Origin of the sequence: Termitidicoccus mucosus, assembly GCF_038725785.1 — a bacterium.
GTDB classification, from domain to species: domain Bacteria; phylum Verrucomicrobiota; class Verrucomicrobiia; order Opitutales; family Opitutaceae; genus Termitidicoccus; species Termitidicoccus mucosus.
Genome location: NZ_CP109796.1, coordinates 1,207,027 through 1,231,535, shown reverse-complemented (window position 1 = coordinate 1,231,535; position 24,509 = coordinate 1,207,027). Strand labels below are relative to the sequence as shown.

Genomic DNA, 24,509 nt, shown 5'->3' with positions numbered 1-24,509 from the left:
CTCATTGGCCGTCCACCTTTATCTTGAAGCGGACCGTGCCGCCTGCGCCGGGGGCGAGGGCTCCGGTAAAGGTCCAGGTAATCGCGCCCGTGCCGCCGACGGAAGGCGCCGTAACCACCACCGTGTCGAGATCGGCAGGAAACGGCGTCTCGGCAGAGGCCTCGATGAAAGTCGTGTAGGCGGGCGTGGAGTCGGCGATGAAAAGATCGGTCAACTCGCCTGCACCCGTATTGGTATAGGTGATCGTGTATTCGATTTCAGCGCCTGGAGTTGCGGTATTCTTGTCCACGTTCTTGACGAGTTGCAGGCCGGCGCTGGCCACCGCACCGACGGTGGTGACATCCTGCCGGGCAAGGACCGAGTCGAGAAGCGCGGGATCGGCCCCGGTGTAAACAAACGTCGCAATGACCGTGGTGGTGTTTACCGCGCTCCAAGGCGCCCCGGCGGGGGAGGCGTCTTTCAGGATGATGCATACTTCATCGCCCGCTTTCACCGCGATGGAGGTGGTGACGGCGGAGCCGGGCGTGCCGTTGCAGTTGTTGTCGCGAAGGATAACCTGCGCCCAAGGGATGTCCGGGGTGGCGGAATTGCCGGAGGTGAAGGTAACCGTACCGGCGGTGCCGGCCACAAAGGTGTGGCGGTAAAAGGCCACCGCACCGGGCAGGATGGTCTGCGCGCCGTCGGTGTGGAAGGCGTTGACCGGCACGTCGCCGAACCTGAACCCGCTCATGGAACCAGCGAGAATGTAGGTGAAGGTGATGCAGTCGGTGCCACGATTGTAGTCACCGGAGATCCCGGCGGGCACAGTCGCCCCGGTGGAGATATAACCAGCGGGGTTTACTTCTTCGATGACGAGCGTATCGCCGAAACTCACGATGTTGGGGCCGGAAGAGGGCACGTAAAGGGCAAACCGACCGGAACCGTCGGTGACGGCAGTGGCGATTTCAGTGCCGCTCTTGAGCAGGCGCACGGTGACGCCGGCGATGCCGGGCTCGGCAGGATCCTGCTGGCCGTTGTTCGCCCCCGTGCCGCTGGTGTCACCCGCATCCTTGAAAACGACACCAGTGAACGTGCCGGTGCCCTGATAGAGACCAAAGTTTTCTTCCAGGAGGTCAACCTTGCCGAGGGTGACGGGGCGAATGCCGTCGGCGGGCGAACGGAAGAGCCAGGCAAGGGGGGCGGCGGCGGTGATCGAGGTCGCGGAGTCGGTGACGATGACCCGGTAGGAGCCGGGAGCGACGCGGGGGAGGAGATAATCGCCCGCCGAAGCGGCGGCGACCTGAACGGAGCGGCATACCTGGTTGCTGCTGTTGACGAGGTTGACGTAAACGGCCGGACCGGCGCTCCAGTCCTCGAAGCCGTCGCGATGGCCGTTGGGCTCGATGTCGTTGTAAACAAAGCCCTTGATTTCAAGGCCGATGATGATCGTGTTGTCGGTTGCGGAGACCGGGGCATACTGGCGGCGGTGCGGGTTGGCCACAGGTGTCTCGGGAGGCAGGGAATAATACTCGGTGACGATGCCAACAATGGGAGAAAGGGTCTCTCCCTTGGGCGCCGTGGCATCGACGGTGTAGGTGTAGTTGAGGACCAGCGTCTGGTCGGGACGGAGTATCTGGGCATCAGCCAGGGTAAAGGTCCAGACGCCCGTTGTGTCATTCCATACGCGGTCGATGAGTGCCAGATCGGTGACGGGGGAGCCGTCGATCGAGGCGGAGCTGAGCTGGGGCGGAGTGTCGCGCAAGTGGAAAGGCAGCGTCTCGGTGAGCCGGATGTTGTAGGCGGGCGCGGTGCCGGTGTTGGTAACGGTGAGTCTGAATTTGCCCGTGTCGCCGGGCCGCAGGACGTTGGCGGAGCAGAGGGCGGGATCGGGATCAAGGGCGGTGCGTGTGAGCGTGAGGCGAGGCTGGCGTATGGTGACCGGAGCCTTCACGGCGTCGGGGCCGGCGGGATTATCAAGGGCATCGCGGTAGACGGGAGCGGCGGAGTTTTCGAGCGTGGTGGCGGTGGCGGCGGGCGTAGCAACGGGAGGAAGGAGACCGTCCACATCAATGACGCGAGCCCGGTAGGTGAGGACGAGGGTGTCGTTGGCCGTGTTGTTATCGCCGGAGTTTACGAGGTTGCCGAATTGCCAGGCGATGGCACCGGTGGCGCCGGTGGCGGGCGCGGTGGTGTTGCCCGGATCGGGTGTGGTGTAGAAGAACGGGGTTGTGTCCGTCGGGATACCAGCATGGGTGGCAGGGAGGATCGACACGGTGTCGATAAAGGCGAGGCCGGAGGGAAGCGTGTCGTCGATCCGGAAACCGGGGAGGGTGCCTTCCTGCAAGGTGGCGGTCACGGTGTAGGTGATGATGTCGCCGATACGGAAGCCGTCGGGCGACGCGCCGGTTTCGTCGGCAGCGGTGCGCGGGAGGGTGTCACCGGACTTAACCTTGGTGATGCTCGTGGAGTTGAGCGCGGTAGCGGTGATGGAGGTCGTCTTGAGATACGTGTTGAGCGTGTCGGATGCGACGCCGGTGCGTTCGCCGAGCGTATCGCCGGCGGAGCCAAGCGCGTAGGCGTCAAGAATCGGACCGGCGCCGTCGAGCGAGGTCCAGTCGGCGGCGAGGATACTCTGGTATTGCTGGAGGGGGCGGGAGGTATTGTCCACCGTGACTTGGAAGGTGAAGGCCTTGCTTTCTCCGGGAGCGAGATCGTGTTTGGTGGAAGTGTCGCCCCGGCCGCGTCCCCAAGTGAGGACATAACCCAAATCTGCATCGCCGGTAATCTGCGGGTTGCCGAGTGCCGCCCAGCCGGAGGGCGAGATGGTTGAATCAAGCACGTAGGTGAGGCCAAGGGGCAGGGTTTCCACGAGGTTGAGGTCGCGGGCGGTGGAGATGTTCGTGCCAGTGGCGTTGGTGAGGGCGACCTGGTATTCAATGATGTCGCCAGCGTCAGCGGTGGCGGTTGAAGAAAAACTACCGCTGCGGGTGACGTTGCGCACCTGCCGGGTGAGGGTGACATTGGGTTCGGCCACGGCGACGGTGACAGGGGCAATAACCTCGGGCGTGCCGCCGACGGTGAAGGTAAAGGTGGCGGCATTGGTGATTGACGCGCCGCGGATGTTCGCCGCGACATTGCGAACCTGCGCCACGTAGGTGAGGAGCACGGTGCGTTCGGCCGGGGTGCCGTCGTTGACAAGGCGGTTGTCGCCAAAGTCCCACGTGATGGACTGCGCCTCGACCTGGGTGTTTGGCTGGGTGTCATCGGCAAAGGCTTCGCCAAACTGCACGGTTTCGAAATTGAGGAATTCGAGCCCGGCCGGAAGCTGGTCGTAAACCTTGAGACGGGGCACAGTGCCCTTGGGAATGACAAGGCCGATCTGGTAACGGATTTGTTCGCCGATGACCACCGGCGCGGCCATGTCGGTGGCGACAGAGCGGGCGATGATCTGCTTTTTGTTTTCAACGACGCTGATGGGGGCGACGGCCACCGTGGCGGCGCGCTCCGCCGTGAGCGTGCGGGCGGCGATGGGGGCGGTGCCGTCGGTGTTGTTGTCGGCCGCGACGCCCATGGTGCCGGTTTGATTGACGGCCGTGAGGTCGGAGTTTACGGGGACGGACCGCGCGACGACCTTGGCGACGCTCTGGAGGTTTTCGAGCGGATTCACGCTGGAATCGAGCGTGCCGCGATAGAGCAGAACAAGCGATACGCCTGCATCGAGCCGGACGAGATTGGAGCCTTCCGTGCCGGAAGAAAATACGGTCCAGTCGAAGGTCATCTTGTTGCCGCTGGCAATGGTTCCTCCGGCCACGTCAACGATGCCGTCATTGTTCGTATCGAGACCAGCGGCATCTGCGACCAGCACCACCTTGGCCGGAAGGGTGTCCTCGACATGCAGGCTGAAGAGGCCGGCGGTGGGGGCTGTATTCTTGACCTCGATCCGGTATTCGATCACGTCGCCCGCTTGGGCGCCAGTGAGGGTGTCGGCAAAGGCCGGAGTGGCCGTGCCGCCGGGACCGCGGTTGCGGACCTGCCGGGTGACATCCAGCGCGGGCCGGTGGACCGTGACATCCGCGTGTCGATGCAGACTGGCGGTGGGGGTCACGTCGCTGCCACCAGTGGAGAAAGCGTCATCGGTATCGTTGCTGCGAAAGAGCTGTCCGAGATAATTAAACTGGAGGCCGAGATTGTTGCGGAGGGACTTGGAAACGGCGGCGACGTTGCCGGCGATATTGAGGACGCGGACCGTGAGATCGGTTTCGAAGAGATTGTCGTCATCGTTGTTGATCGCTGTCTCGCTGAGGTCGGGCAAAACAAACACCACGCGGCTTTCCGCCATTGAGGGAGGTTCTCTGACCGACAGCGGCGGCGTTACGGATGACGGTGTGATTTTGCTATCTCCGGTCGGAGTGTGCGAGACGTAGGCCAGACCGAGATGGAGAGGGCCGTTGGAATCCGTGGGAGTATCGTGAATCCTGATGCCACTGACACCGGCTTCGGCCCCAAAGAGGCGGGCGCGAAGGCGGAAAGTGGCCTCCTCGCCGATGAGCACATTGGCTCCGGAAGAGTGCGCATCCGGCTCGCTGGTGCCTTGCACCGTCTTGTCCAGTTCCACACCGATGACACGCTGGCCGCGCTGGTCATGGGAGTAGTAATTGGTGACGGCAGCGCCATCCGCACCGCGGGCCTCGCCCCGGACGCGGAGTCGGAGCCGGAGGGAGGCCGGCGTGCCACTGTAGGCGGCGTTGACGGTGATGGTAATGCTCCCGCCAGTCCCCAGTGTGCCGAGCTGCAAAGGCGCAAAGGTCCATAGGCCACCCTCCAGCGTTGCGTTGGCTCCGACGGTGGACACGGTGCCGCCGGTGCCTGCGGTGGCGGCACTGATCCGGATGCTGTTGATGGTCCAGCCGGTGCCGAGCTCGGGAAAATCGGCGGTGATGTGGCTGGCGAGGGATCCAGCATCGCCGACGTTTTGGAGGGTGAAGGTGTAATCTCGCGCGGTGGAATCGGTGATCACGAAATTGCCGGGAGAGGCGGCGGTGATATCGAGGTTTGGGGAAAGCAGATCGATGGTGGCGGTGTGCGAGTTGGAGAGGGGGTTGTCGCAACTGTTCCGGTAATCGACCTTCACCGTATTGTTGCCGGATGCCGGCGGGGCGGGGTCGCGGCTGTTGGTGGAATCTTGCGTGGTGAGCGCGGGGAAGGTGTTGGCGAAATCTTCATCGAAAACGGCAGAACGCACATAGTAGGTGAGCGTGATGCGGTCGCCGTAGCGAAGGATATGATCGCCGATGGCGGGGTTCCCGGTCCCGGCGCCGTGAAGGGTGAACTCGGGCGACAGGAGGGCGTCGTTGTTCACCACCACGCTGGTGACCTGCTCGACGGGAGCTCCGGAGTAGGGGCTGCCGGAGAGGCGATCGTGCGCAACGACAGGCGTCGCGGTTTCGTCGAGCACCATATTGGGGTTCGGGAAGGTATTGGTGACACTCAGGTTGTAGGCATTGCCACCGCGGTTGATGATTTCGGCCACGACCCGGGCGCGGCCGCCAGAGAGGTAGGTGATGGTCTGGCTGATTTCGGTGCCGGCGCCGATCGCAGGAGCGAGGATCAGAGTGGCGGCATCCATGGGCGTGCCAGGGGCGTCGATGTCATTATGCTGACCGGCGGGAGGCACGTCGCAGCCCCAGCTCACCTCGGTGTTGCGGGACGGGGCGATATTGCAGTCGGAACCGAGGACTTCGGTGATGAGATAGGTGCGGGTGGCACCAGCGGGGAGATCGGAAAGAGAGATGACCTGCCCGGCGAGGATGTTGCCGGGACTGAAACCGGAGCCCGTGTCATCCGCGCTGGAGATGATGGCCGCGCCACCGGTGCCGCTCAAGGCATCGGAGAGACGCAGATGGGTGGCGGCAACGTTGCCGGTGTTGGCGATAACGATACGCCACTCGATGGTGTCGCCGCGTCCGCCATAGACGGTTTCGGCGAAGGCGGTCTGCCCGGCGCTGTCGTTGCGGGCGGTCTTGGTGACGGTGACCTCGGGTTTTTCGCTCTTGATGCTGACGATGCCGGGGCTCAGGGAGAGGGCGTCGTCGCCGCAGGCGATCTGGCCGGTGGCGGAGGCAGCGGCGGTGGGCGTGGTGGCAGGAAAGGTGCCGCCTGCCGTGACATTGAAACGGATGCGGATCTCCTGGGGAATCTCACCGCTCTCGCTGGAAGCACCGGCATGGCGCAGGCGGGTGAGTTTGGCAATCCCGGCACTGGTCCACTGATAGGGGTTGGTTATTGTTCCCAAGCCGTCGGGATCGGGTGCGCCCGTCCATGCGCCGCCGTCGATGGAGTATTGCGCGGTGTTGGTTTTGAAGATCAGCGAGGAGTCGAGGACTTCCTTTACGACGACATTGTGAATGTCGCCCGCGCCGGTATTGCGGACGATGATTTCGATGAGACCGTCGCCGCAAAGCCTGGCCACGGAGTTGGCGGTGTCGTGGGCGACGAGCATCTGGCCCTGCGGTGTGGTGTATTTTGGGGCCAGCATGACCGCAGCGCCAAACCAGGAGTCGCCGCAACCCCAGTGCGCCTCGATTTCGTTGCTGCCATTGGCAAAGGCACAGGAAGTATCGGTGTCGATGATGGCGATGACCCGGCGGGTTACCGTATCGCCTTGGGCGATGTCGCCGAGCGTCCAAGCCAGTGTCTCCCGATAGGTGGGACCGCTGCCAGTCGAGGTGCGGACGAGGGCGGCGCCGCTGTTGGCGGCATTGGTGGCGCCTTCATCGACCTTGAGTGTGAAGGGCATGCGGTTGGTGAGCTGGCTGTCGTAAGCGATGCCGTCGCCGGTGTTGGTGGCATGGATGTCCCACTCGACCCTCTGGCCGGAGACGATGACGGTGTCGGGCGTGGCACGGATGGCGAGCTGGGCGGAGCGGACGAGAATGGGCTGGGTGTGGGCGGAGGTGGCAAATTCCGTCTTGTCGGGAGACGTGGAGGTCTGCAAGTCGTCGTAGTTGACGGTGGCCTTGAGCTGGGCCGGCGCGATAGGGGCGCCGGGTTTGAGGCGGACGCGGAACGTGACTGTGCTCGCCTGGGTGAGCGGGTTGGCGGGGTTGTAGGTGAAGACGGGAGCGCCAGGGGCGCCGGAAAGGATGAGATTGCCACTATTGAAATCGCCGGAATAGGAGAACGATTGCTCGCCCTCGGGGAGAAACTCGTAGTGGGAGCCAAGATCAAGGACGATGTCGAGGTTGCGGACGTACTTGCCGGTGGGGTGTTTGTCGACGGCGAGGGTCACCCCGATGATTTCGCAGCGGGCCGGGTCGGGCTTGTCGAAAGAAACCGAGACGGAAGCCGCCGCACGGGCGATGTTATAATAGACGCCTTGACGGAAGTTGCTTTCCAGCGGATTGGTGCAGGTGCTGGGGGCGCCAGCCGGGACCCCGGCGATGGAGAGCTGGGCCACTTGGAGAACCTCGCCCTGAATTCCCCCGCCGAGGGCGGAATCGGTGAGGGTTGCCTGATAGCGGATGCGCAGTGCTTTCCCATCGACGGAGTCGCTCCCGGTCACGCCGGTGATGAAGTCGAGTTGAATGTTGAGGGCGGCACCGTTGCCGCCGGTCACGAAGCCCGAGGGGACGGGAGCCCATGTCGAACCTCCGTTGATCGAATATTGGAGCGTGTCGGGAACCAGACGCTGGTGATCGGCGATGCCGGCCCCGCCGAAGTCGTCAACGTAAGTCGATCCGTTCCAAGTGCCGATGTATCCGGCACCGAAGGCATAGGAGGCCTCGAAGGACACGAACTCGCCCTCGCCCAAGGCGATCTCGCGGCTGGCGTCGGTGGAGTGACGGCCGGTCTCGAAGACGCCGCCTTCAGGGGGCGAGGCGATGTTGAAATATTGCTCGACCGTGGCCGCGGGGTTGTTGGAGAGGAAGAAGGTGGCGGAGGCGGTGGAGCCGAGAGCGCAACCTCCGATGGACTGCGCGCCAACAATGCCGGCGGTCGCGGTGTATTGCACGCCGGCATCGCAGGGATGCGTATATTCGAAGGGAACGGTGAGGGTGGCCTGACTGCCGCCGGCGAGCGCGCCTTTGCCCACCGTCCAAGTGATGATGTCGCCGGTTATGGCAAAGTCGCCGGCCGTGGCGGTGATGCTTAGGGGATCGAAAGGCAGGCCGGCGGGCAGGGTCTCGGTGACAACGATGGTGTCGTTGTCAATGAGGTCTGTGTTCTCGGCGGAAAGAGTGACGACAAAAGCCTGCGCGGCATCGCCAATGGCAATACGACGGCTGACGCTTTGCCCCAGCGAGATGGCAGGAGCCCCAGTCGGCGGAAAAACGATGGAGATGGCGGTGGGCGTGGCATAGGGATCGCCGCAGCCGTTGGTGTAGGAGGAACGCCAGATGACAACGCCGCCCGGCGTGCCATTGCAGTAGCTGGAGGTCTCCAGACTGAACCCCAAGGGGATGTCGATGCCGTTGGCGATGGCATGGTCAGCGTTGCCGGTGTAAGTGAAGGCGCCGGTGCCGGGGTCGTAGCTCCATCCGTCAGTGAGCGCATCAACCATGACGCCAAGCTGATGGAGGTTGGTCTGGAGGACGACATTGTGGGCGGGACCGAGTTTGGTGTTGGCCACAACGAAGGGCCCCACGGGCACAGGCGCTCCGTAGGCCAGGGTGACATTGGGCGGCGTGTAGGTGATGAGGGGTTGCTTGAGATCGAGCGTGACGGCGGAATCGGCGCTCTTGAGTATGCCGCCGGTGATGTCGTAGGTCGAGACGGTGTTGAAGATGGCGTCGCAATCGGTGACGAGCGCCTGCACCTCCACGACAAAACTCTCGCCGGGAGCGAGGTAGGGCATGACAAGGATGGGCATGGAGCCGGTGGCGGCGCGGGAGGCCGGGGCGATCTTTTCCATGCCGGTGAGCTGGAGTGAGCGGTCGCTGGCGTTGAAGATGAGCGATTCATCGATCGCGACATCGAAAAGCGCCCCGAGGCCGGTGTTGGCGACGGTGACGTGAAAAGTGGCCGTTTCGCCCACGGCCTTGGTTTGCCGGTTGCTCCCGTCCCCCGCCGTGACGATGAGCATGCTCGCGCCCGCGCGGACGAAGATGCCAAGCGAGGCGGTGGTTTGCAGGGTGGCCGCGCCGCCCTCCATCTCGGCGTGGCGGGCGGTGACGAGTTGCTCATAAGTGCCGGGTGCGAGATCCGTGGTGGCGGCGATGATGATACCGTAATCGATCACCAGTGTGGCGTCGGCCGGTAGGTCGTAGCCTTCGGGGAAGGTGAAAGTCAGCGTGTTGCCCGTCTGGGCGGCGGTGACTCCCGTCAACTCGGGATCGGTGGAACTGTAAAGGCTGGCGGTGCCGGGGACGTAGTGGAAATGGGCGGGCAATGTGACCGCCAGCCCGAATTCGTAGCGCTCGACGGCGTCGTTGGTTATGGTCAGCCGAACCGTGTCGGCATCGGCCTCGGCAGAGCCGTTCCACACGCCACCGATGTCCATCCAAGTGCGGCCGCTCTGGGCAGGGATGAACGAGGGAGCGACGGCAAGCGCAGCGCGGGCGTCAACGGAAAAGGCGCAAAGCAGGAGGGCGAAAAATGCGGCGCAGAAAGGGAGGCCGCAGGCGGACCGCCCGCACCATGATGGGGTGTGTTTCATCGTGCATCCTCCGTTCGTTTGAAGCTGGCCCATTTCAAGAGGTTTTCGTCGAACTTGATGCGCAGGCTCAGGAAGAAGCCCTGCGAGGTGCTCGCGGTGTCGAAATCGCGGTCGGTGAAGCCGACAAGGTTGTAGCCGAAGCCGATGCGCACGTTTTTCGTGAATACGCGGCCGATTTCAGGGCCGACGGCGTAGCGCGCGTTGCCAAACGACTCAGAGAAGGTCACGGCGAGGTTGAGCCCGGCGTCCCATTTTGCGGTGATTTCGAAAATGGCGCGGCCGGCAAGGAGGTGCGCGAAGTAGTCGGCGTCGCCGCCGTAGCCGCCGCGCTCGATGACGAACTTGCCGGCATAGTGGCCGGCGAAAACCCAGCGGCGATCGGGCTGGTAATTGACGCTCGTGGCCGCGGTGTGAACCTGGCGGCGCATGTCCTCGTCGCCGAGCGCGGATGAGCCACGTTCGTATTTGTATTCGTAACGGAAGAGCGCGTTCCACCTGTCCTTCTCCGCCTGCCGCCAGGCGAGACCGGCGAGGAGACGACCCTGCCAGAGATCCGCCGAAGCGGGATCATCGTAAAGCTGGGTGTTGAGGATGGAGCGGCCGAGGAAGGTCCACTGCTCGTCGAGCTTCCGGGCATAGCCGAGCGTGCTCAAATAGTTGTCGCTGGTGTCGGCCCAGCGCCCCTCGAGGCGGCCGGTGGCCTTCCAGTCGGCGGGGCGGGTGTAGTCGACGGCCAAGGTGGCGGCGGTGGACTCGTTGGTAGAGCTGCCGTCGAAGGGCGTGACGCGTTCGAAGGTGGTGTTGAGCCGGAGTCCATCGGCCACGTTCCAGAGATTGCGCAAGCCGGTGGAGGCTTCGGCCTGGCCGCCGTCGATAGCATCCAGCACGCGGTATTCGTTATAAAAATACGCATCGCGGAGATACTCGGTTTCGAGGCCGAGGAGTGTCCGGTTGTTTTGCTGGCTGGTGTTGAGTTCGAAATCGCTGCCGAGGGAGGAAATGAACTCGTGCCGGGCGTAGAGGCGGGTCTTTGTGCTGACCTGATACGCGCCGCCGGCGGCGACGAGACGCTGGCCGCTCTTTACGATGTCCTGCTCGTACTCGGCGAAGACGCTGGCCTGCGGGAAGCGTGGCACGGGCGCGTCGACGCGGGTGCGCACGCTGCGGACGGTGAGCGGCGTGTCGGCGGCGCTGTCGCCGGGATTGGCGGGAGTCTGGGTTTCCTCGCTGTAGCGACCGCCGATGGCAATGCGCACTTGGTTTTCGAAGGTGTAGGCGATGTCGGCGCGCACACCCTTGAGGTTGCCGGATCCGGCGATGTCCTCGGTGTAGATGCCCTCGCCGATCAGTTGCGTGCGAGGCGCGAGTTGGTGTGTGACCTTGGCGGAGCCCTCGACACGTCCGGCGTTGAGCGTGGAGGAGGGGTTGTTGAAGGATTCCTCGGTCTTGCCAAAATAAGCGCGGGCCTCGGTGAGCTCGGACTGGTGGCGCAGGTCGATGCGGCCGGCGTAGCCGTAGGTGCGCGAGGAGTCGGTGACGCTGAGGAGTGAATCGCTGCGCGCGCCTTCGGCCATGAGGTAGGTGCCGGCGGCGAGGCGGAAGGTGGCGTTGACACTTTGCAGGTCGTAGGGATCGACGGGGTTTTCATCGCGGGCGAAGGAGGCGCCAACCTCGAGGCGTTCGTGGAGCTTCACCTGTGCATCGCCGCCGTAAACCCAGAACTTCGGCCCTCCGGAATCGACCTCGTAACTGATGCGGATCGACTGTGGGTTGAAATTTTCATCCACCGAGGCAACCGGGCGGCGGAGGAGCAGGCGGCCGCTGAAGGGTTCGAAATCGTAGTCCGTATAGCGCGCAAGCGTGGTCGTCTTGAGGATGACGGAACGCTGGTTGCGGTCACGGACGAGGATCTCGACCGTTTCGCTGCCGAGGACGCCGTCGCCAGCGGCGAAGTTGAAGGGGCCGGAGGTGCCGTTGGCGGGGATTTCGCGGATTACCTGGTCGGTGCTGTCGTCGCTGGCCCAAAGGCCTCCCTTGAAGCGGGAAGACTCGTGCTGCACGCGCACGCCGTTGAAGCTGCGGTTGTAATCGCCGAGCTGGCGGACCTCGCTGTCGGCTCGGGTGTTGAAATCGCCGAGGAGAAACCAGGAGCGGTTCTTGTCGATGCGCACGTAGAGTTTTCCGGTGGATTGCGCGTCGTAGCCCTTGACCGAGGAATCGCCGTAAACGGGGTAATACGCATCCGGGTCGATGTCGCGGAAAAGGCGCACATCATCCTTCCGCTTGTCGGAATCGTAAGCGACAGTGAGGAGGGCGTCGCCCTTGATCTTGCCCTTGAGGTAAAAAGCGGCACGGCCCGATGCAGTGCCGTCGTTGCCGATGCCGGCGGACTGGCGCAGTTCGGATTCGAAGGCATCGCCGGGATCGAGCGGGAGAATGGCGGAAGAACTCAGCCGGTTGAGCGCGAAGCGGCCCTCGATGATGCCGGCGGCGATCATGGGACGGAGTTCGGGCAGAAAGGCGAGCCGGCGCTCAGCTTTCATCACGCCGCTGGAAACAACGATGCGCGCCTCGCCCGGCTCGACGGGCGGGATGAGCCGGTAGGTAGCAACGCCATCCTTCATGAAAACCTGCGTGCCGGGTTCGCGAGGGTTGGCGTCCTCCACCTCCCAACGGCCGAGCGTGGTTTCGAGCGTGAGCGGCAGCGAGGCGGTGACGGGCACGCCGGCGGCATCCACGGCGGTGACACGCACCTCGACCGCTGTGCGACCGTCGGCGGCGGGCACGGGTGTGGAGAACGCGATGTCGAGTGTCGCCATGCGGCCGGGCGCGGTGACGTCGATGAGTGAGCGCGCGCGCGCGTTGCCGAAGAGGTCGCGCTGCACGAGTTCGAGATGATTGAGGCCGGGCTTCAACTGCACGGCGACGTATTCGACCGCCTGAAGCGCGGCCTGCCGCTGCCGGACGATCTTGCCGATGTGGGATTCGGAGACGGGCTCGCCGTTGAGGAGCAGTTCCAGTTTCGCCTCGGCCGCGCCCTTCACGCGGACCGTGACGCGATCATAGGGGAGCGTGTCGCCGTGGCGCAGGTCGATGAAGCCGGGTTCGGCGTCGGTGAGTCCGGCGGTGACGTGTTCGAGATCAACGAGGGGAACGGCGGCCACCGGCGAGGGCGGCAGCGGGGAGTTGGCGGGAGTGAGCGTGCCGGGCGGCAATACGTTTTCGAAGGAGCCGGGCAAGGCGTGGCCGGAGCCGATGACGCCCGAGGCTTCGCGGCTCTGCGGATCGGTGACGAGCGTGGGTGTGCCGTCGGCCCTGAAGGTGGTGGCGAGAGCGGCGGCGATCTCGGGGTGCCACGCGTCGATCTGCCGGCGGCGCGCCTCGATCGCGGCGTAGAGCGATTCGGCGGGCTCCACGAGCATGAAGTTGGCCTTGTGCAATTCGTGGCTTTTCAGGTCCACGAAGCGCGAGCCGGGATCGCCGGCGAACCGCGGGCTTTTGCCGCCGGGCTTCGCCCCGGGCGGGAGCGTATGCGGATCGAGCTTGAGGACGTGGGTGACGGGACGCTGGCCGTAGATGCTGTACTGGCCCTCGGCGTCGGTGATGGCATACGTGCCATCCTCAAGCACCACGCGCACGCCGGGGACGCCGGGCTCGCCGGGGTCCTGGATGTCGTTGCCGTTGGCATCGACAAAGACGGTTCCGATGATGACGGCCGAGGGATCGAACACGCCGGCCTCGGGGCGGACGCGCGCCTGCGCCCGGTTGGAGACGAGCACCTGGGGACCGAGCGAGGTGGCTTGCGCGGTGTTGATGCCGTCGCCTTTTTCCGCGCCGGGCGTGAGACGCACGCGGTAGGTGAAAGTGGTGCTGGCGTCGTCATCGAGCTTGCCGACCAAGAAGCGCAGATGCGGGCCGATGCCACCCCTGGGATCGGCGATGGGCACGCCGTCGCGGCGGGCGGTGCCGCGTTCGTAACGGAAACCCGGAGGCAGGCGGTCGTCGATGAACGAGTTGCGGAAGGGCGCGCCGGAGCTGTTGGAAAGTTTCAGCGTATAGATGACGGAGTCGCCAATCTCGGCGGTGTCACGCGAAGCGGTCTTTTCAAGAACGAAGCCTGTGGCCACCGTCGTATCAAGCGGCACGTCGAGAAACACGGTGCCGTCGGAGAGATCGACCGGAAACGATCCGCCATAGGAACCGTCCACATGGATGCGGCGCCCGGCGGGTTGGGCGAAGAACGGGATGACGCTGGGAAAGGCGTAGTCGGCGGGAGGCGTGATTTCCAGACGATAGGTGCCGGCCGGAACGATGGGGTAACGGAAGAGGCCGTCGGCGCCGGTGACTTGGGTGGCGGAGACGGCGGTGGCACCGTCCTCGTCATGCACGCGGGCGAGTCCGCCGGGAGCGCCATTGACGCCGGTGACATCGATCAGCGTGACGGTGGCGCCGGCGAGGGGCTGGTTGGTGCGGCTGTCATAAATGACACCGGCCGGGTCGATGAAGATCGTCGCGCGCACGGTGACGCCGCCACAGTCGGTAAGCTCGGCGGTGAGCACGTCGCGTTCGAGGGTTTGCAGGATTCCGTCTCCGGTTACGACGGCATGGGCGGCGGCAGTATCCTGAGAGGGCACGGGGGAAATGCGGAATATCCCAGTATTGGGGCCGGTTTCAGTGGCGGTGAAACTCTCGCGATCCCCCGTGAGGGCGGAAGTGATGCTCACGGTGATGGTTTCCACCGTTTCCGATTTTTTGTTGCACGATCCCGCCTCGACCTGCACGTGGAGCGGATTGCCGAGGTGCGAGGCGGGCATGATGCGCGCGTAGGGTTGGTCATAATACCGGATGACCGGGGCCACGTCGGGGACGGTGACGGTGGCGGGATTGGAAACCGTGATGAGCGGCGCGCCGCCGGGCTGGCTCGAATAAACGGAGGCGAGGTTGACGATTTCCCCGGTGGCCCGCCCGCCGATGCGGGCGCGGAAGGAAACGCTGAACGAGACGCCCAGTTCAATGGTGTCGAAGGCAAAAGCCACGGCATCGACGGTGGAGAGATCAGCGGGGGCAGCTGTCACATAGGCATGAAAGGCCGTGCCGTTGAGGTGATAGAGCGGCGTGCCGCCGTTGGCGGCGAGGAGGGAGACCAGTTCGATGTTGCCGGGAAGCGGATCGCGGACGACGACGCGAAGGGTGTTGACCCCATCAATGGCGATGGGGGTTGGTCCGAGGGTGGCAGGGAAGTTATTGGTGCCGTATAGCGTGTAGAGGATCTCCCCGCCACGGGCCGCCGTGGCAGGAGAGACGGATTTGAAGAACTGGAGTTCACCGGCGCCAGTGGCCACAGCGTCAATATTGGCGGCGATGGCACCGGTTTCGGCAAGGGTGGCATCAACCCGGATACGAAAGGAGGCTGCCACAGGGGCGGAGGGCGGCACGAGGCCGGTGATGATGAATTGCAGCGTCTGGCCCGGCGCGAGCGTGACGGTGTGCGGGCCGAACGGATACTGCGGCTCGCCGGGATCGACGGCAGAGTTGGCATTGACGTCGATGACGAGAGCGAGGTTTTGCGGGGTGAAGCCGCCGCCATCGACGAGCGCGGGGGTGAGCGTGTAGGTGCCGGCGATATTGCCGGTGTTGGTCAGCGTGTGGATAAAGGTGAAGTTGGTGGAGGGCGCGTAGGTGCCGGAGCGATCCGCCTGAAGCTCGAGACCGGGCGCACCGCCGACGAGGACGCGGACGATGTTGGAGGGTGTCTCGCGGACAATGTAGGAGGGGGACTCGAGGGTGAGGTCGAGATCGAGATCAATGTAGTTGAGAACCGCCTGTCCGCTGATGATCGTGCCGGGCGCGGGTGGCGCGGCCTCGACGCGGACGGGCACAAGAGCGCACACGAAGGCGAGAAGGCACGTGAAAGCGCAGGCGAGCGGTGCGGCGCGGGGAAAGGGAAGAGCGAGAAACCGTGCGAGGCAAATCGTCACTGAAGGGCGTGGTGGATGAAGCGGAGGGAGAGCGGCGGCATGGCAGGCCAGTGTCTCCGCGCCTGACGCCACCCGCCTCTGAAACAGCGGACAGCGCCAGACCGTGGTCGGGTTAGGATTATTACTCGTCGATCTTGACCGCGAAGGTGATGACCGCCGTCTGGGTCGGCGAGAGTGTGCCTATGTTGAAAAGGAGGGCCGTGCCCGCGCCGCTTGAGGAAGGAGGCGTGAACGATTCGGGCGATCCCGATCCTTTGGTGATGGTGGCGGAAAAACTACTGTCATAGGCGGTGTGGACCGGGACGGTGTCGTTGACGGCGATATTCTCGGCGTCGGCTGAACCAACGTTGGTCACGGTGATCCGGTAGCGGATCTGCCCTCCAGGCATGGCCGAGCGCTGTTCCTGGGTCCAAGTGCCGCCGCCATCGACGCTCTGTTCCTTTACGATGGTGAGATTGCCGCGGATGACGCTGGTGGCATCAGCATTGGACACGGCGGCGGGTGCGCCGGCACTTCCCACGTCCACGCCGGGAGCAGGTGTGGCCGTAATCGTGGTAATATTGACCGCGCCGTCGGCAGCGCCGATCGGAGCCTGCACCTTGACGAGGAGACGGATGCTCTCCCCTTTGGGCAGACCGTCGCTTTTCACACTGGACAGCAGTCCACCGGCGGCGGTGTCAACGATCTTATCCCCGGCATCGATGGTGCCGTTATTGTCGACATCATAATACACGACGGAGGTGAAGGCGGAGCCGTCGAGGCTGTTGGCAAGCGCTATGGCAAGGGTGTTGGGTGCGCCCAGGAGCCCTTCGGTGACATTGCCGGTATTGGTGAGGATGTGCTGGTAAATGACGGAACCGCCGGGAAAGATCTGACCTGCGTTGTTGGTTTGGATGGTGATGCCGCGGACGGTGTCCACGGTGACGCGGTCGCGCAGATTGTCGGCCGCTCCGGTCGAGGGCGATTGCGACCGAAACCAGACGGAGATGTCGCCAGGCGAGGTGCCGACGGGAATGGTCACTTCGGCGGTGTAGGTTCTGGTGCTGTCGGCAAGGATTATACCGGTGTTGGACACGACTCCGTTGTTGGCGCCATCCTTGAAGACGACGGTCCAGCCGGGAGGCAGACTGCTCCCGAAGGTCGGGGTGCCGGCGTCGGTGCCGTTGGTCCAAGCGATCAGGTCGAAGGTGTCGGGATTGGGGCCAGTGTTTTTTACGTTTAGCGTGAAGGTCACGGTCGAGCCGGGATTGCCGGTCTCGGTGTTAACGATAGTGGTGCCGCTATCACCGAGGCCGTCCGTTGCCGGGCTTTGGCCGAGCAGATCGACACCCGCGCCGGTGATGCCGGCGATGGTGTCGGTGGCGGGGGCAGATTGGATCGGGTTCACGGTGGAGGTCGCGGTCTTGGTCACGGAGAGGGTGGTGTCGGTCGCGGCGGCGTTGCCGGGGATGTTTGCGCGGAGAACGACAGTGTAGGTGCCGTTGGCTGCCACTGGCCCGGTATCGGGGATGCCGTCGCCGTTGGTGTCGGTCAGCGGAGTGGCACGATCGCTCTTGAAGAGCTGGAATGTGGTGCCAGCCGGGAATTTGCCGGCGGTGCCGAGGCCGGCTGTGTCAACGACGATGTTGAACGTGTCGGTACCGGTACCGTTGTTCGTGAGGACGTTGTTGAACGAAACCGAACCGCTGGCGGGGACGGGCTCCAGCGGCGTAGCCGGACCTTCGAACGTGAGGCTGACTTCGGGCAAGACCTCGAAGGGCACGGTGTTGGTGGACGTGAGCGGAACGGTGGTCGGACCGCTGCCGGTTTCGAATTCGTAGTCGGCGGTGTTGGTGATGGTGCCAGGCGCCTGGCCTGCATCGACGGTTACCTCGACGGTGACATAGCCGCTGACTCCGGGCGCCACGCTGGCGATGACGAAGGTTGCGGTCGTGCCGACAAAGTTGTAATCGATGCCGGATACAGCCTCGGTGTCGGCGGAGGCATCGGTCAGAGTCTGGGTAGGATTGACAGACCAGCGAGCGCTACCGTCCACGTAGGTGAGACCAGGCTGGATGATATCGGTAATCTTCAGGTTTGTGGCGGCGCTGTTGCCGATGTTGCGGTAAGTGATCGTGTACTTGACGGGCGTCCCAGGCAGGCCGGAGCCGCGGGTGGCGGCCTTGGTGACCTGAAGGACGGCGTCGTTGGTGAGCGTGACGGTATCGGTGTTGGTCTCGACGATCGGCGTGTCGCCTCCGTTGGTGGAAGTGGCGGTGACAGTGACGGTACCCGCGCTGCCGACTGTGGCTCCGGGGGGCACAGTGGCGGCCACGATGAAGCGGAAGGATGCGCCCGCCGCCAGCGGTCCGGTCGTGCCGATCGACGTGAAGTTGTCCGGATTGCCGTCACCGTCGGCGTCGATGTAGATCGCAATGCTGCCGAGCGTGGTGGCACCGCCGCCATCGACCGCCCCTAGGGTGAAGGTGTCGATGCCGTTGCCGAGGTTGGTCACGGTGTGCGGAAAAAACACCTGGCCGCCTGGATTGGAGGTGCGGGCGTTGTCCTGCTTGAGGTCGAGATCATACACTTGCTGGACGAGCGTGGTGACGGTGTTGGAGAGCACGGTGCGTTCGACGCCCGAATCGTCCTTGTAGGTAGCCGAAGCCTGATTGCCGATGGCGGTGTTAACGAGCGGTGCGGCCGCGTGCGCGAAAAGCGCGAAGCTCGCAAGGACAAGTAAGGCAAAGGCCACGCGCAGGCAACTCCTGCGCCGGGCCGTGGCCGACGAGCTGGGTGTGGTGTTGGTCATATTCATTTATGGGATGCAAAAATGTTTCAGCGAGCTGAAGTTTCGGCATTGGCCGAGGTTCGGTTGACCGTGGCGCGGACAGAGATGGTGACGGTCTCGCCGGGCTTGATCACAGGGATGCTCCAGCGCAGAGCGCGGACAAGAGCGGCGGCAATCGGGCGGCCTCCGTCGTCGAGCAGAGGCAGGGCGGCGAAAGTCTTCCCGTCGAGGCTGGCTGCCACCGGGCCGGGCGGCGTTGGGGCAGGGGCGGTCCCCGCAGGATCTCCTCCGGCGATCCAAGTAAGCCCGACCGGGATGGGGATTTCCGGTGAAACGGCGGTCAGGGCATGCTCCGAAGCGTTGGCATAAGTGGCGCGATACTCAATCACATCGCTGGGCTGCGCCTTGTCCGCGACTGCAAACGCCTCGCGCCCCTCACTGGTTACAGTCACTTTGTATGCCATAAGCGATACGACCAGCGGCTGTGCTGCCGCCTGCGGCATGGCGAAGGCCAGTCCTGCAACTGCGGATAACAAAACAAAGAATGTCTTTCCCATGTGCATGTGGTGGAAAAATCTCTGGGTATGGTAAAATTGGACAGGATGGGCAGGCAGTGCAGCGGGTGCCCGAAAATCAAAACCGCTAAAGCTTTTGCAATTTGCATGGACACATCAGTCGGCGTGCCCATCGGCCAGCATTCAAGGGTATGCGTCGGCAGGGACAGCGCCCTACCTTCCATCCTTGGGGCAAACTAAATCGAAAAGGCTCTAGCAGGATCGATTTCATGCCCTGATGGTACAGGACACTGCATCGAAGCATTCCATGTATGTCCGTTTGAATGAAACGCCTTCCAAAAAACACCCTGATGCCCATGACAAAGAGAGGGGATCGGAAGGGATTATCTGCGATGGCGATGCGATTCATAGGGGAAACCCCTATATTTTTTTCTATCTGCTGACAGCGCGCCGATTGGGTAAATTTCCCTATCACACGTCATCGACATTTACGCATGGGGGCATGAATCGTCTCTGTTTGCAGGGAGTTGTTACCCAATAAAAATCTATTCGTGGAATAATTCCCGTGCCTGCGAGTCTCCTCCCAATGTCTAGCCATCTTTCAATACTCGTCGTAGACGATTTCAGATTCAACCGTGTCCTCCTCTGCGGCACACTCACGCAGTTGGGGCACAGTGTTGTCGAGGCCGTCGACGCAGAAACGGCATACAAGTACCTCGCAGAGGTGTATTTTGATATAATGTTTCTCGATTGGGAATTGCCCGGGGTCAGGGGCGACTCTGTGTTGAACCATATTCGGCATCATCACCCGGCGTTGCGCGTCGTTGCTATCACAGCAGACACAAGCGCCAAAATGAAACGGCACTGTCTGGAAGCAGGGGTTGATGGTTTCCTCGGCAAGGCATTTGACGCCGCCAGCGTGAAATCAATGATCGAGTCGGTCCGCATTCCGCTCAAACGAGCCGGTGATGATAAAAGTCACGGCACCGCCGCCCCCCATCCCGCCATGCCTTCCACCACCGCAAGTATTCGCATGGGCATGGATGCAAGGGTGGGCAAGCCACACCATAAAGTGCCCCCGGCGGGTACGCAAGGATCCGCATCCGTCCCCCTGCCTCCGCCCTTCATTAATGAAACATCTGCCACCAACCCACAAGCGCCGGGCGCTCACCTTACCGCGATCATCCAGGCGGCGTTGGCCAATTATACCAGTTGTTTTCCCGGCGGAGTCGCGGAAGCGTTGCGCCATTGCGTGGAGCAATTCGACAACGAGTGGAAATGCCTCGTTAGCGCAATCCGCCATGGTCAACGCATTGAAGCCATTATTGCCGCGCACAATCTCGGCTCATTAGCTGCAATTTTGGATGTGTCCGCCGTCCGTCGTGCAGCCCGCAAGTGTGAAAACGCGTTGCGTAGCGGTGCCTCCCTGAGCGACCCCTTATTGCAGGAGCCACTGGCTGCCCTCTCTATTGTCCTCAAGGAAATACAACGTGATCTCGCTCGCGACAAGTCGACAATGTAGATTGCAGTAGCCTATTAATTATCCCGAGTTTCTCAATTAAAATTAGCCACATAGAACGCAAGGAGAATGCATTGGGAATGCAAATTGTCTCAGGGAAACTTCGCCAATGGAGAGAGCGAGATTCGCCTCTAAGTAATAATTAACACCCTTTCTATGTGTTTATTGCGCCCTATGTAGCTATTTATTAATGTCAGATTTTAAATTATTACCACATTCGCCTGCTTTGAGTGCATTTCATGAGCCTGCATCTCCGAACAATTGCTAGGCTCTCAGTCACCTATACGCGTAAAGCCTTTTTCCATGGCATAGCGGATGAGATGCGGAGTGGAGCCAAGATTGAGTTTCGTCATGATATTTTGCCGGTGGTTGCGCGCCGTGCGCGGGCTGAGTCTAGTATGCGCCGCAACCTCCTCGTTGGACCAGCCGCGCCCAAAAAGACAGAGAAGCTCCATTTCGCGTTCAGATAAAATCTTTGAAAATGCCAGGGGATCAGAACGTACCCGGGCTCGTACCTTTTGGACCACCGAGCATGAATAACTTTTCCCATCTATGACAGTTCTGATCGCTTCCTGCAAAATATTGAGCGTTTGGCTATTCTTGTCCACGAAGCCGTTGACGCCAGCGATTTGTGAGCGATAAAGCGTATATTCATCGGCGTGCGACGAGAGTATAATGATCTTAACCTCGTTCACCGTAGAACGAATTTGGGACACAAGATCAATTCCGTCTCCATCGGGCAACACTATGTCGAGTAGAACGATGGCTGGCTGCAGGCTCTGGCAAAGCGTCAATCCATCCTTGGCATTGGGTGCACTTTTCACCTCCGCCGAAGGGATTGCTTTGAGGCATGCCATTACAAGGAGTTCACGTAATATAGCTTGGTCTTCAATGATAATAAGCTTCACAATCGATACCATTAGTTCTGGCATTGGCCTTTAGGCAAGTCAGATGCGTTGAGGCGCATTCCAAGGCAGCTCACGATACCCAAATGGGGAATGATCCACGCGCTATCCCGTCGTTTCTTTGCAGCATAGGAGGATCTCCCGGACATAGGCCTGAAAAACCTCGGTGTTGGTCGCTCCCTCAATGGTCATACAGGCGGTAGTCCCATCCGATCGCACCGAAGAGATCATCGTGGTGGTGCGCCAATGCCCACAGGGGGCATGGCAAACCAGCCGTTCGCCCTTGGGCGAATGGCCGCGCAGGCGCGTCAGGTTCGTCTTGGCCGCGGACTCGCCGAGGAAGACCAGCCGGGCCGGGTCGAGCCCGCCTTGGCCGCGCCGCCACCGTCGCCACCGCCGGCGCGCCCGGGCAATGTCCGGGCGCTTTTGCTCGGCCGCATGTGTTTATCGCACACGTCGAACAACAGCGCTAGTTTCATGATTGCGCGGAGTCATACGAAGCTCAATTGTCGCAATCATGAGTATCCCAAATGTGGCAGGGTTTTGGACGGGAGACATTTTCGGCACCAACCGAGGTGGACTAACTCTCGACATCAAGCAAGACGGAGACCGCATTACAGGAGTCGCCAAAATGCACGAGCCTGCACTTGGCCAATACGAGTATACCATCAACGGCGTCATCAAAGACGGGCTTTCCTTTAAGCTGACGCCCGGAAGGCAAACCGGAGGATTGAATCTCGGCATGGTTCAGGCACTCTGCCAGCTTCAAGCAGATGGCAGCATCGCAGGGCGCTGGAAATCCGATATCGGAACCGAAGGGGCATTCACGGCAAAACGGTTCGAGCCAGATGCGCTTGTGCCCAAGATGCCAAAGAACAATTCGGTGTTCTTGGTTCACGGCCAAGACGAAGGAGCCAAACATGCAGTGGCACGCTTCTTGGAGCAGTTGGGTGTTACTCCTGTAATTCTCCAAGAGCAGATTAACCGGGGACTAACTGTAATTGAAAAATTCGAAGACTTCGCGTCGCGCGCGGGCTTCGCAGTGGTCCTCATGACGCCAGATGACTACGGACACCAAGCGGGACATGAACAGGATAAGAAGCCGCGCCCGCGACAGAACGTAGTGCTCGAATTGGGATACTTCGCCGCTCATCTTGGCCGGAGCAAAACACTCGTGCTCACCAAGGGTGAGTTAGAAATGCCGTCGGACATAATCGGGCTCGTTTACGAGCGCATGGACAACGGCCAAGGCTGGAAAATGAGGCTGGCTCAGGAGCTAAAATCGGCAGGATTCACAATCGACCTTAACAAGGCTCTCCTGTAACGCCAAAAACTGCAAAAGCTGGGAGTCAAAAGTTGACAGTCCTTTCCGAAATCGAACTACGCTGAGATCAGGGCGGCTACCCGACCCACTATGTCTGTATTCCCTCAGTAGATTGCGACCTCAACGCGTGGGCAGGACCCGTTTTGATGCGCGAATGAAACTTGCAAGCCCGCCCAGCGCGACCGCTACAGGCTGTGCACGACGCAAAGCGCCTACGACGGCCCAACCGCGCCCATTGAATAGTTCCGATACATCTTCAAAATTTCAATGCTTTGCTGAGACTATCGCCGGTGTCTTGTTGCCACATGGCTATTTCGGCGGCGAGGCGCTTGACGATATCGCGGTGAGAGACACGGTAGTAGAGATTGTGCTGCTCGGTAGGGTCGTCACAGAGGTTGAATAGCTGACATTTGTCGATGTCGGAGAGTGTCAGACGCCAGCCATCCGGAGTGATGACCGTGCGCGAGGATTCATCGACGTATTTTGCCAGATCAGGGTGGTTCGCGGCGTAAATGTCTTTTTTGGTGCGACGCTTTTTCCCGGGTTCGCCGTCATCGTCGCGGTCGTTGGGACTCCACTCGGCGAAGACGGACGTGGGGGGAATGGACGCCCCTTGGATTTCGGCAGAGCGGTCACGCCCGGAAAGGGGAGAGATCATTTTTTTGTCTGCGCCGAGTAGCCCGAGCAACGTGGGCACCATGTCGATATGCGACCAAGGAGCGTCGATCCGCGCACCTCCGCGCACGCCGGGGACGCGCATGAGAAGCGGCACACGAAGGGATTCCTGATACATGACTTCCTTATACCAGAGGCGGTGGGCGCTCATCTGGTCGCCGTGATCGGAGGTGAAGACGACGATGGTGTGGTCGGCGAGGCCGAGACGTTCGAGTTCGCGCAGGATGGTATCCACGCTGCGATCAACGCATGAGATGTTGCCGTAGTAGTGGCGCGTGATGTCGGCGAGTTGCGCGGGCGATTTGGAAAAGGTTTTGCTGCGCGAGAAGCTCATCTGACGGAGCCGGATGCGCCATGGAATATCATCATCGGGACCGTCTTTGTAATAGCTCTCACAGAGCGGAATGTCTTCGTCGGCATAAAGGTCGTGTAGCGGCGATTCGTAAGGTGTGTGCGGTTCGAGGTAGCTGACTTGGAGGATGAAGGGATCTTTGCGGTGGCGTTGGAGAAAATCGACCGCTCGGGTGGCCTGAAAGGCAGGTTTGCCGAGTTCGATGGGCGCGCGGACGGCAAATGTGCGCGAGAAGTAGCCGTTTTTCTTGTCGGGCTTTTGGCCATGCCCAGTGAGAAACTGCCAGTAATCACTTTTTGCGTTTTTGTCGCGACCGGCAGAGAAGAGCGCCTGATATTCGTCCTCGGTGGCGATCCATTCAGCGAAGTCGTGTTGGGCAAAGAGCTCGTCGCCGAGGTGCCATTTGCCAATGTAACCGGTGCGGTAGTCGGGATCGGCGAGGAGCTGGTTGTAACAGCGGGTGGAGGAGGGGAGAGGTATGTTGTTGGCGGTGACTCCAGACTGGTGCGGCCAGAGCCCGCTCATGAGTGTGCCGCGCGAGGGAGTGCAAACAGGGTGTGAGACAAAAGCGTGGTTGAACACAACGGATTGCGCGGCGAGGGCGTTGAGCGTGGGAGCATTAATGGTGCGATTGCCGTAGCAAGCGAGCGTGTCCCAGCGCTGCTGATCGGTGAGGATAAAGAGAAGATTAGGCTTGCGCGGAAGACGGGCATCGCGCGAGGGCGTGAAGCCAGTTGCGGACGAGGCGACGCTGGCAAAGTGGTCGCCGAGGGCCAATGCGGCGGCGCCAGTGGTGGCAGTGCGGAGGAAGCGGCGGCGGTTCATGCAAATGCGGAA

9 protein-coding genes are annotated in these 24,509 nt (G+C 62.0%); 2 read left to right on the top strand and 7 right to left on the bottom strand.

Going from position 1 to position 24,509, the window contains the following annotated elements:
- Position 1: 1 nt before the first annotated feature.
- The 4 genes from OH491_RS04130 to OH491_RS04115 form a co-directional block, all read right to left on the bottom strand.
- Positions 2–9,634 (bottom strand): isopeptide-forming domain-containing fimbrial protein, encoded by a 9,633-nt coding sequence (locus tag OH491_RS04130; RefSeq protein WP_342750871.1) that lies wholly within the window; start codon positions 9,632–9,634, stop codon positions 2–4.
- Complete coding sequence (locus OH491_RS04125) at positions 9,631–15,525, bottom strand: hypothetical protein (protein ID WP_342750870.1); 5,895 nt, start codon at positions 15,523–15,525, stop codon at positions 9,631–9,633. The genes OH491_RS04130 and OH491_RS04125 overlap by 4 nt, the downstream gene beginning before the upstream one ends.
- Before the next feature lie 208 nt (positions 15,526–15,733).
- Positions 15,734–18,409, bottom strand: coding sequence for a DUF11 domain-containing protein (locus OH491_RS04120; RefSeq protein WP_068769209.1), 2,676 nt, complete (start codon positions 18,407–18,409; stop codon positions 15,734–15,736).
- 20 nt (positions 18,410–18,429) lie between these two features.
- Positions 18,430–18,846 carry a hypothetical protein gene (locus OH491_RS04115; RefSeq protein ID WP_342750869.1) on the bottom strand — a complete coding sequence of 139 codons (417 nt, stop codon included), beginning with the start codon at positions 18,844–18,846 and terminating at the stop codon, positions 18,430–18,432.
- A 637-nt stretch (positions 18,847–19,483) separates the two neighbouring features.
- Here OH491_RS04115 and OH491_RS04110 point away from each other — a divergent pair.
- Entirely contained in the window at positions 19,484–20,419 is a 936-nt protein-coding gene (locus OH491_RS04110) for a response regulator (RefSeq protein ID WP_068769211.1), read from the top strand.
- A gap of 269 nt (positions 20,420–20,688) precedes the next feature.
- Here the strand turns inward: OH491_RS04110 and OH491_RS04105 are convergent, their stop codons facing one another.
- Positions 20,689–21,348 (bottom strand): response regulator transcription factor, encoded by a 660-nt coding sequence (locus OH491_RS04105; RefSeq protein ID WP_334319108.1) that lies wholly within the window; start codon positions 21,346–21,348, stop codon positions 20,689–20,691.
- Between the two features lie 78 nt (positions 21,349–21,426).
- Positions 21,427–21,669, bottom strand: a complete 243-nt coding sequence (locus OH491_RS04100; protein ID WP_342751068.1) for a transposase — start codon at positions 21,667–21,669, stop codon at positions 21,427–21,429.
- Positions 21,670–21,838: 169 nt separating this feature from the next.
- Between OH491_RS04100 and OH491_RS04095 the strand changes: the two genes are divergently transcribed.
- Positions 21,839–22,645, top strand: a complete 807-nt coding sequence (locus OH491_RS04095; RefSeq protein WP_068769212.1) for a TIR domain-containing protein — start codon at positions 21,839–21,841, stop codon at positions 22,643–22,645.
- Between the two features lie 256 nt (positions 22,646–22,901).
- On the opposite strand, the gene OH491_RS04090 is transcribed toward OH491_RS04095, so the two are convergent.
- A complete protein-coding gene (locus OH491_RS04090; protein WP_068769213.1) occupies positions 22,902–24,497 on the bottom strand; it encodes a sulfatase-like hydrolase/transferase in 1,596 nt (531 codons plus the stop codon).
- Positions 24,498–24,509 lie beyond the last annotated feature (12 nt).

Coding starts and splice junctions, on each gene's coding strand:
- OH491_RS04130 (WP_342750871.1), bottom strand. CDS start 9,634: ATGAAACACACCCCATCATGGTGCGGGCGGTCCGCCTGCGGCCTCCCT.
- OH491_RS04120 (WP_068769209.1), bottom strand. CDS start 18,409: ATGAATATGACCAACACCACACCCAGCTCGTCGGCCACGGCCCGGCGC.
- OH491_RS04115 (WP_342750869.1), bottom strand. CDS start 18,846: ATGGCATACAAAGTGACTGTAACCAGTGAGGGGCGCGAGGCGTTTGCA.
- OH491_RS04110 (WP_068769211.1), top strand. CDS start 19,484: ATGTCTAGCCATCTTTCAATACTCGTCGTAGACGATTTCAGATTCAAC.
- OH491_RS04105 (WP_334319108.1), bottom strand. CDS start 21,348: ATGCCAGAACTAATGGTATCGATTGTGAAGCTTATTATCATTGAAGAC.
- OH491_RS04095 (WP_068769212.1), top strand. CDS start 21,839: ATGAGTATCCCAAATGTGGCAGGGTTTTGGACGGGAGACATTTTCGGC.
- OH491_RS04090 (WP_068769213.1), bottom strand. CDS start 24,497: ATGAACCGCCGCCGCTTCCTCCGCACTGCCACCACTGGCGCCGCCGCA.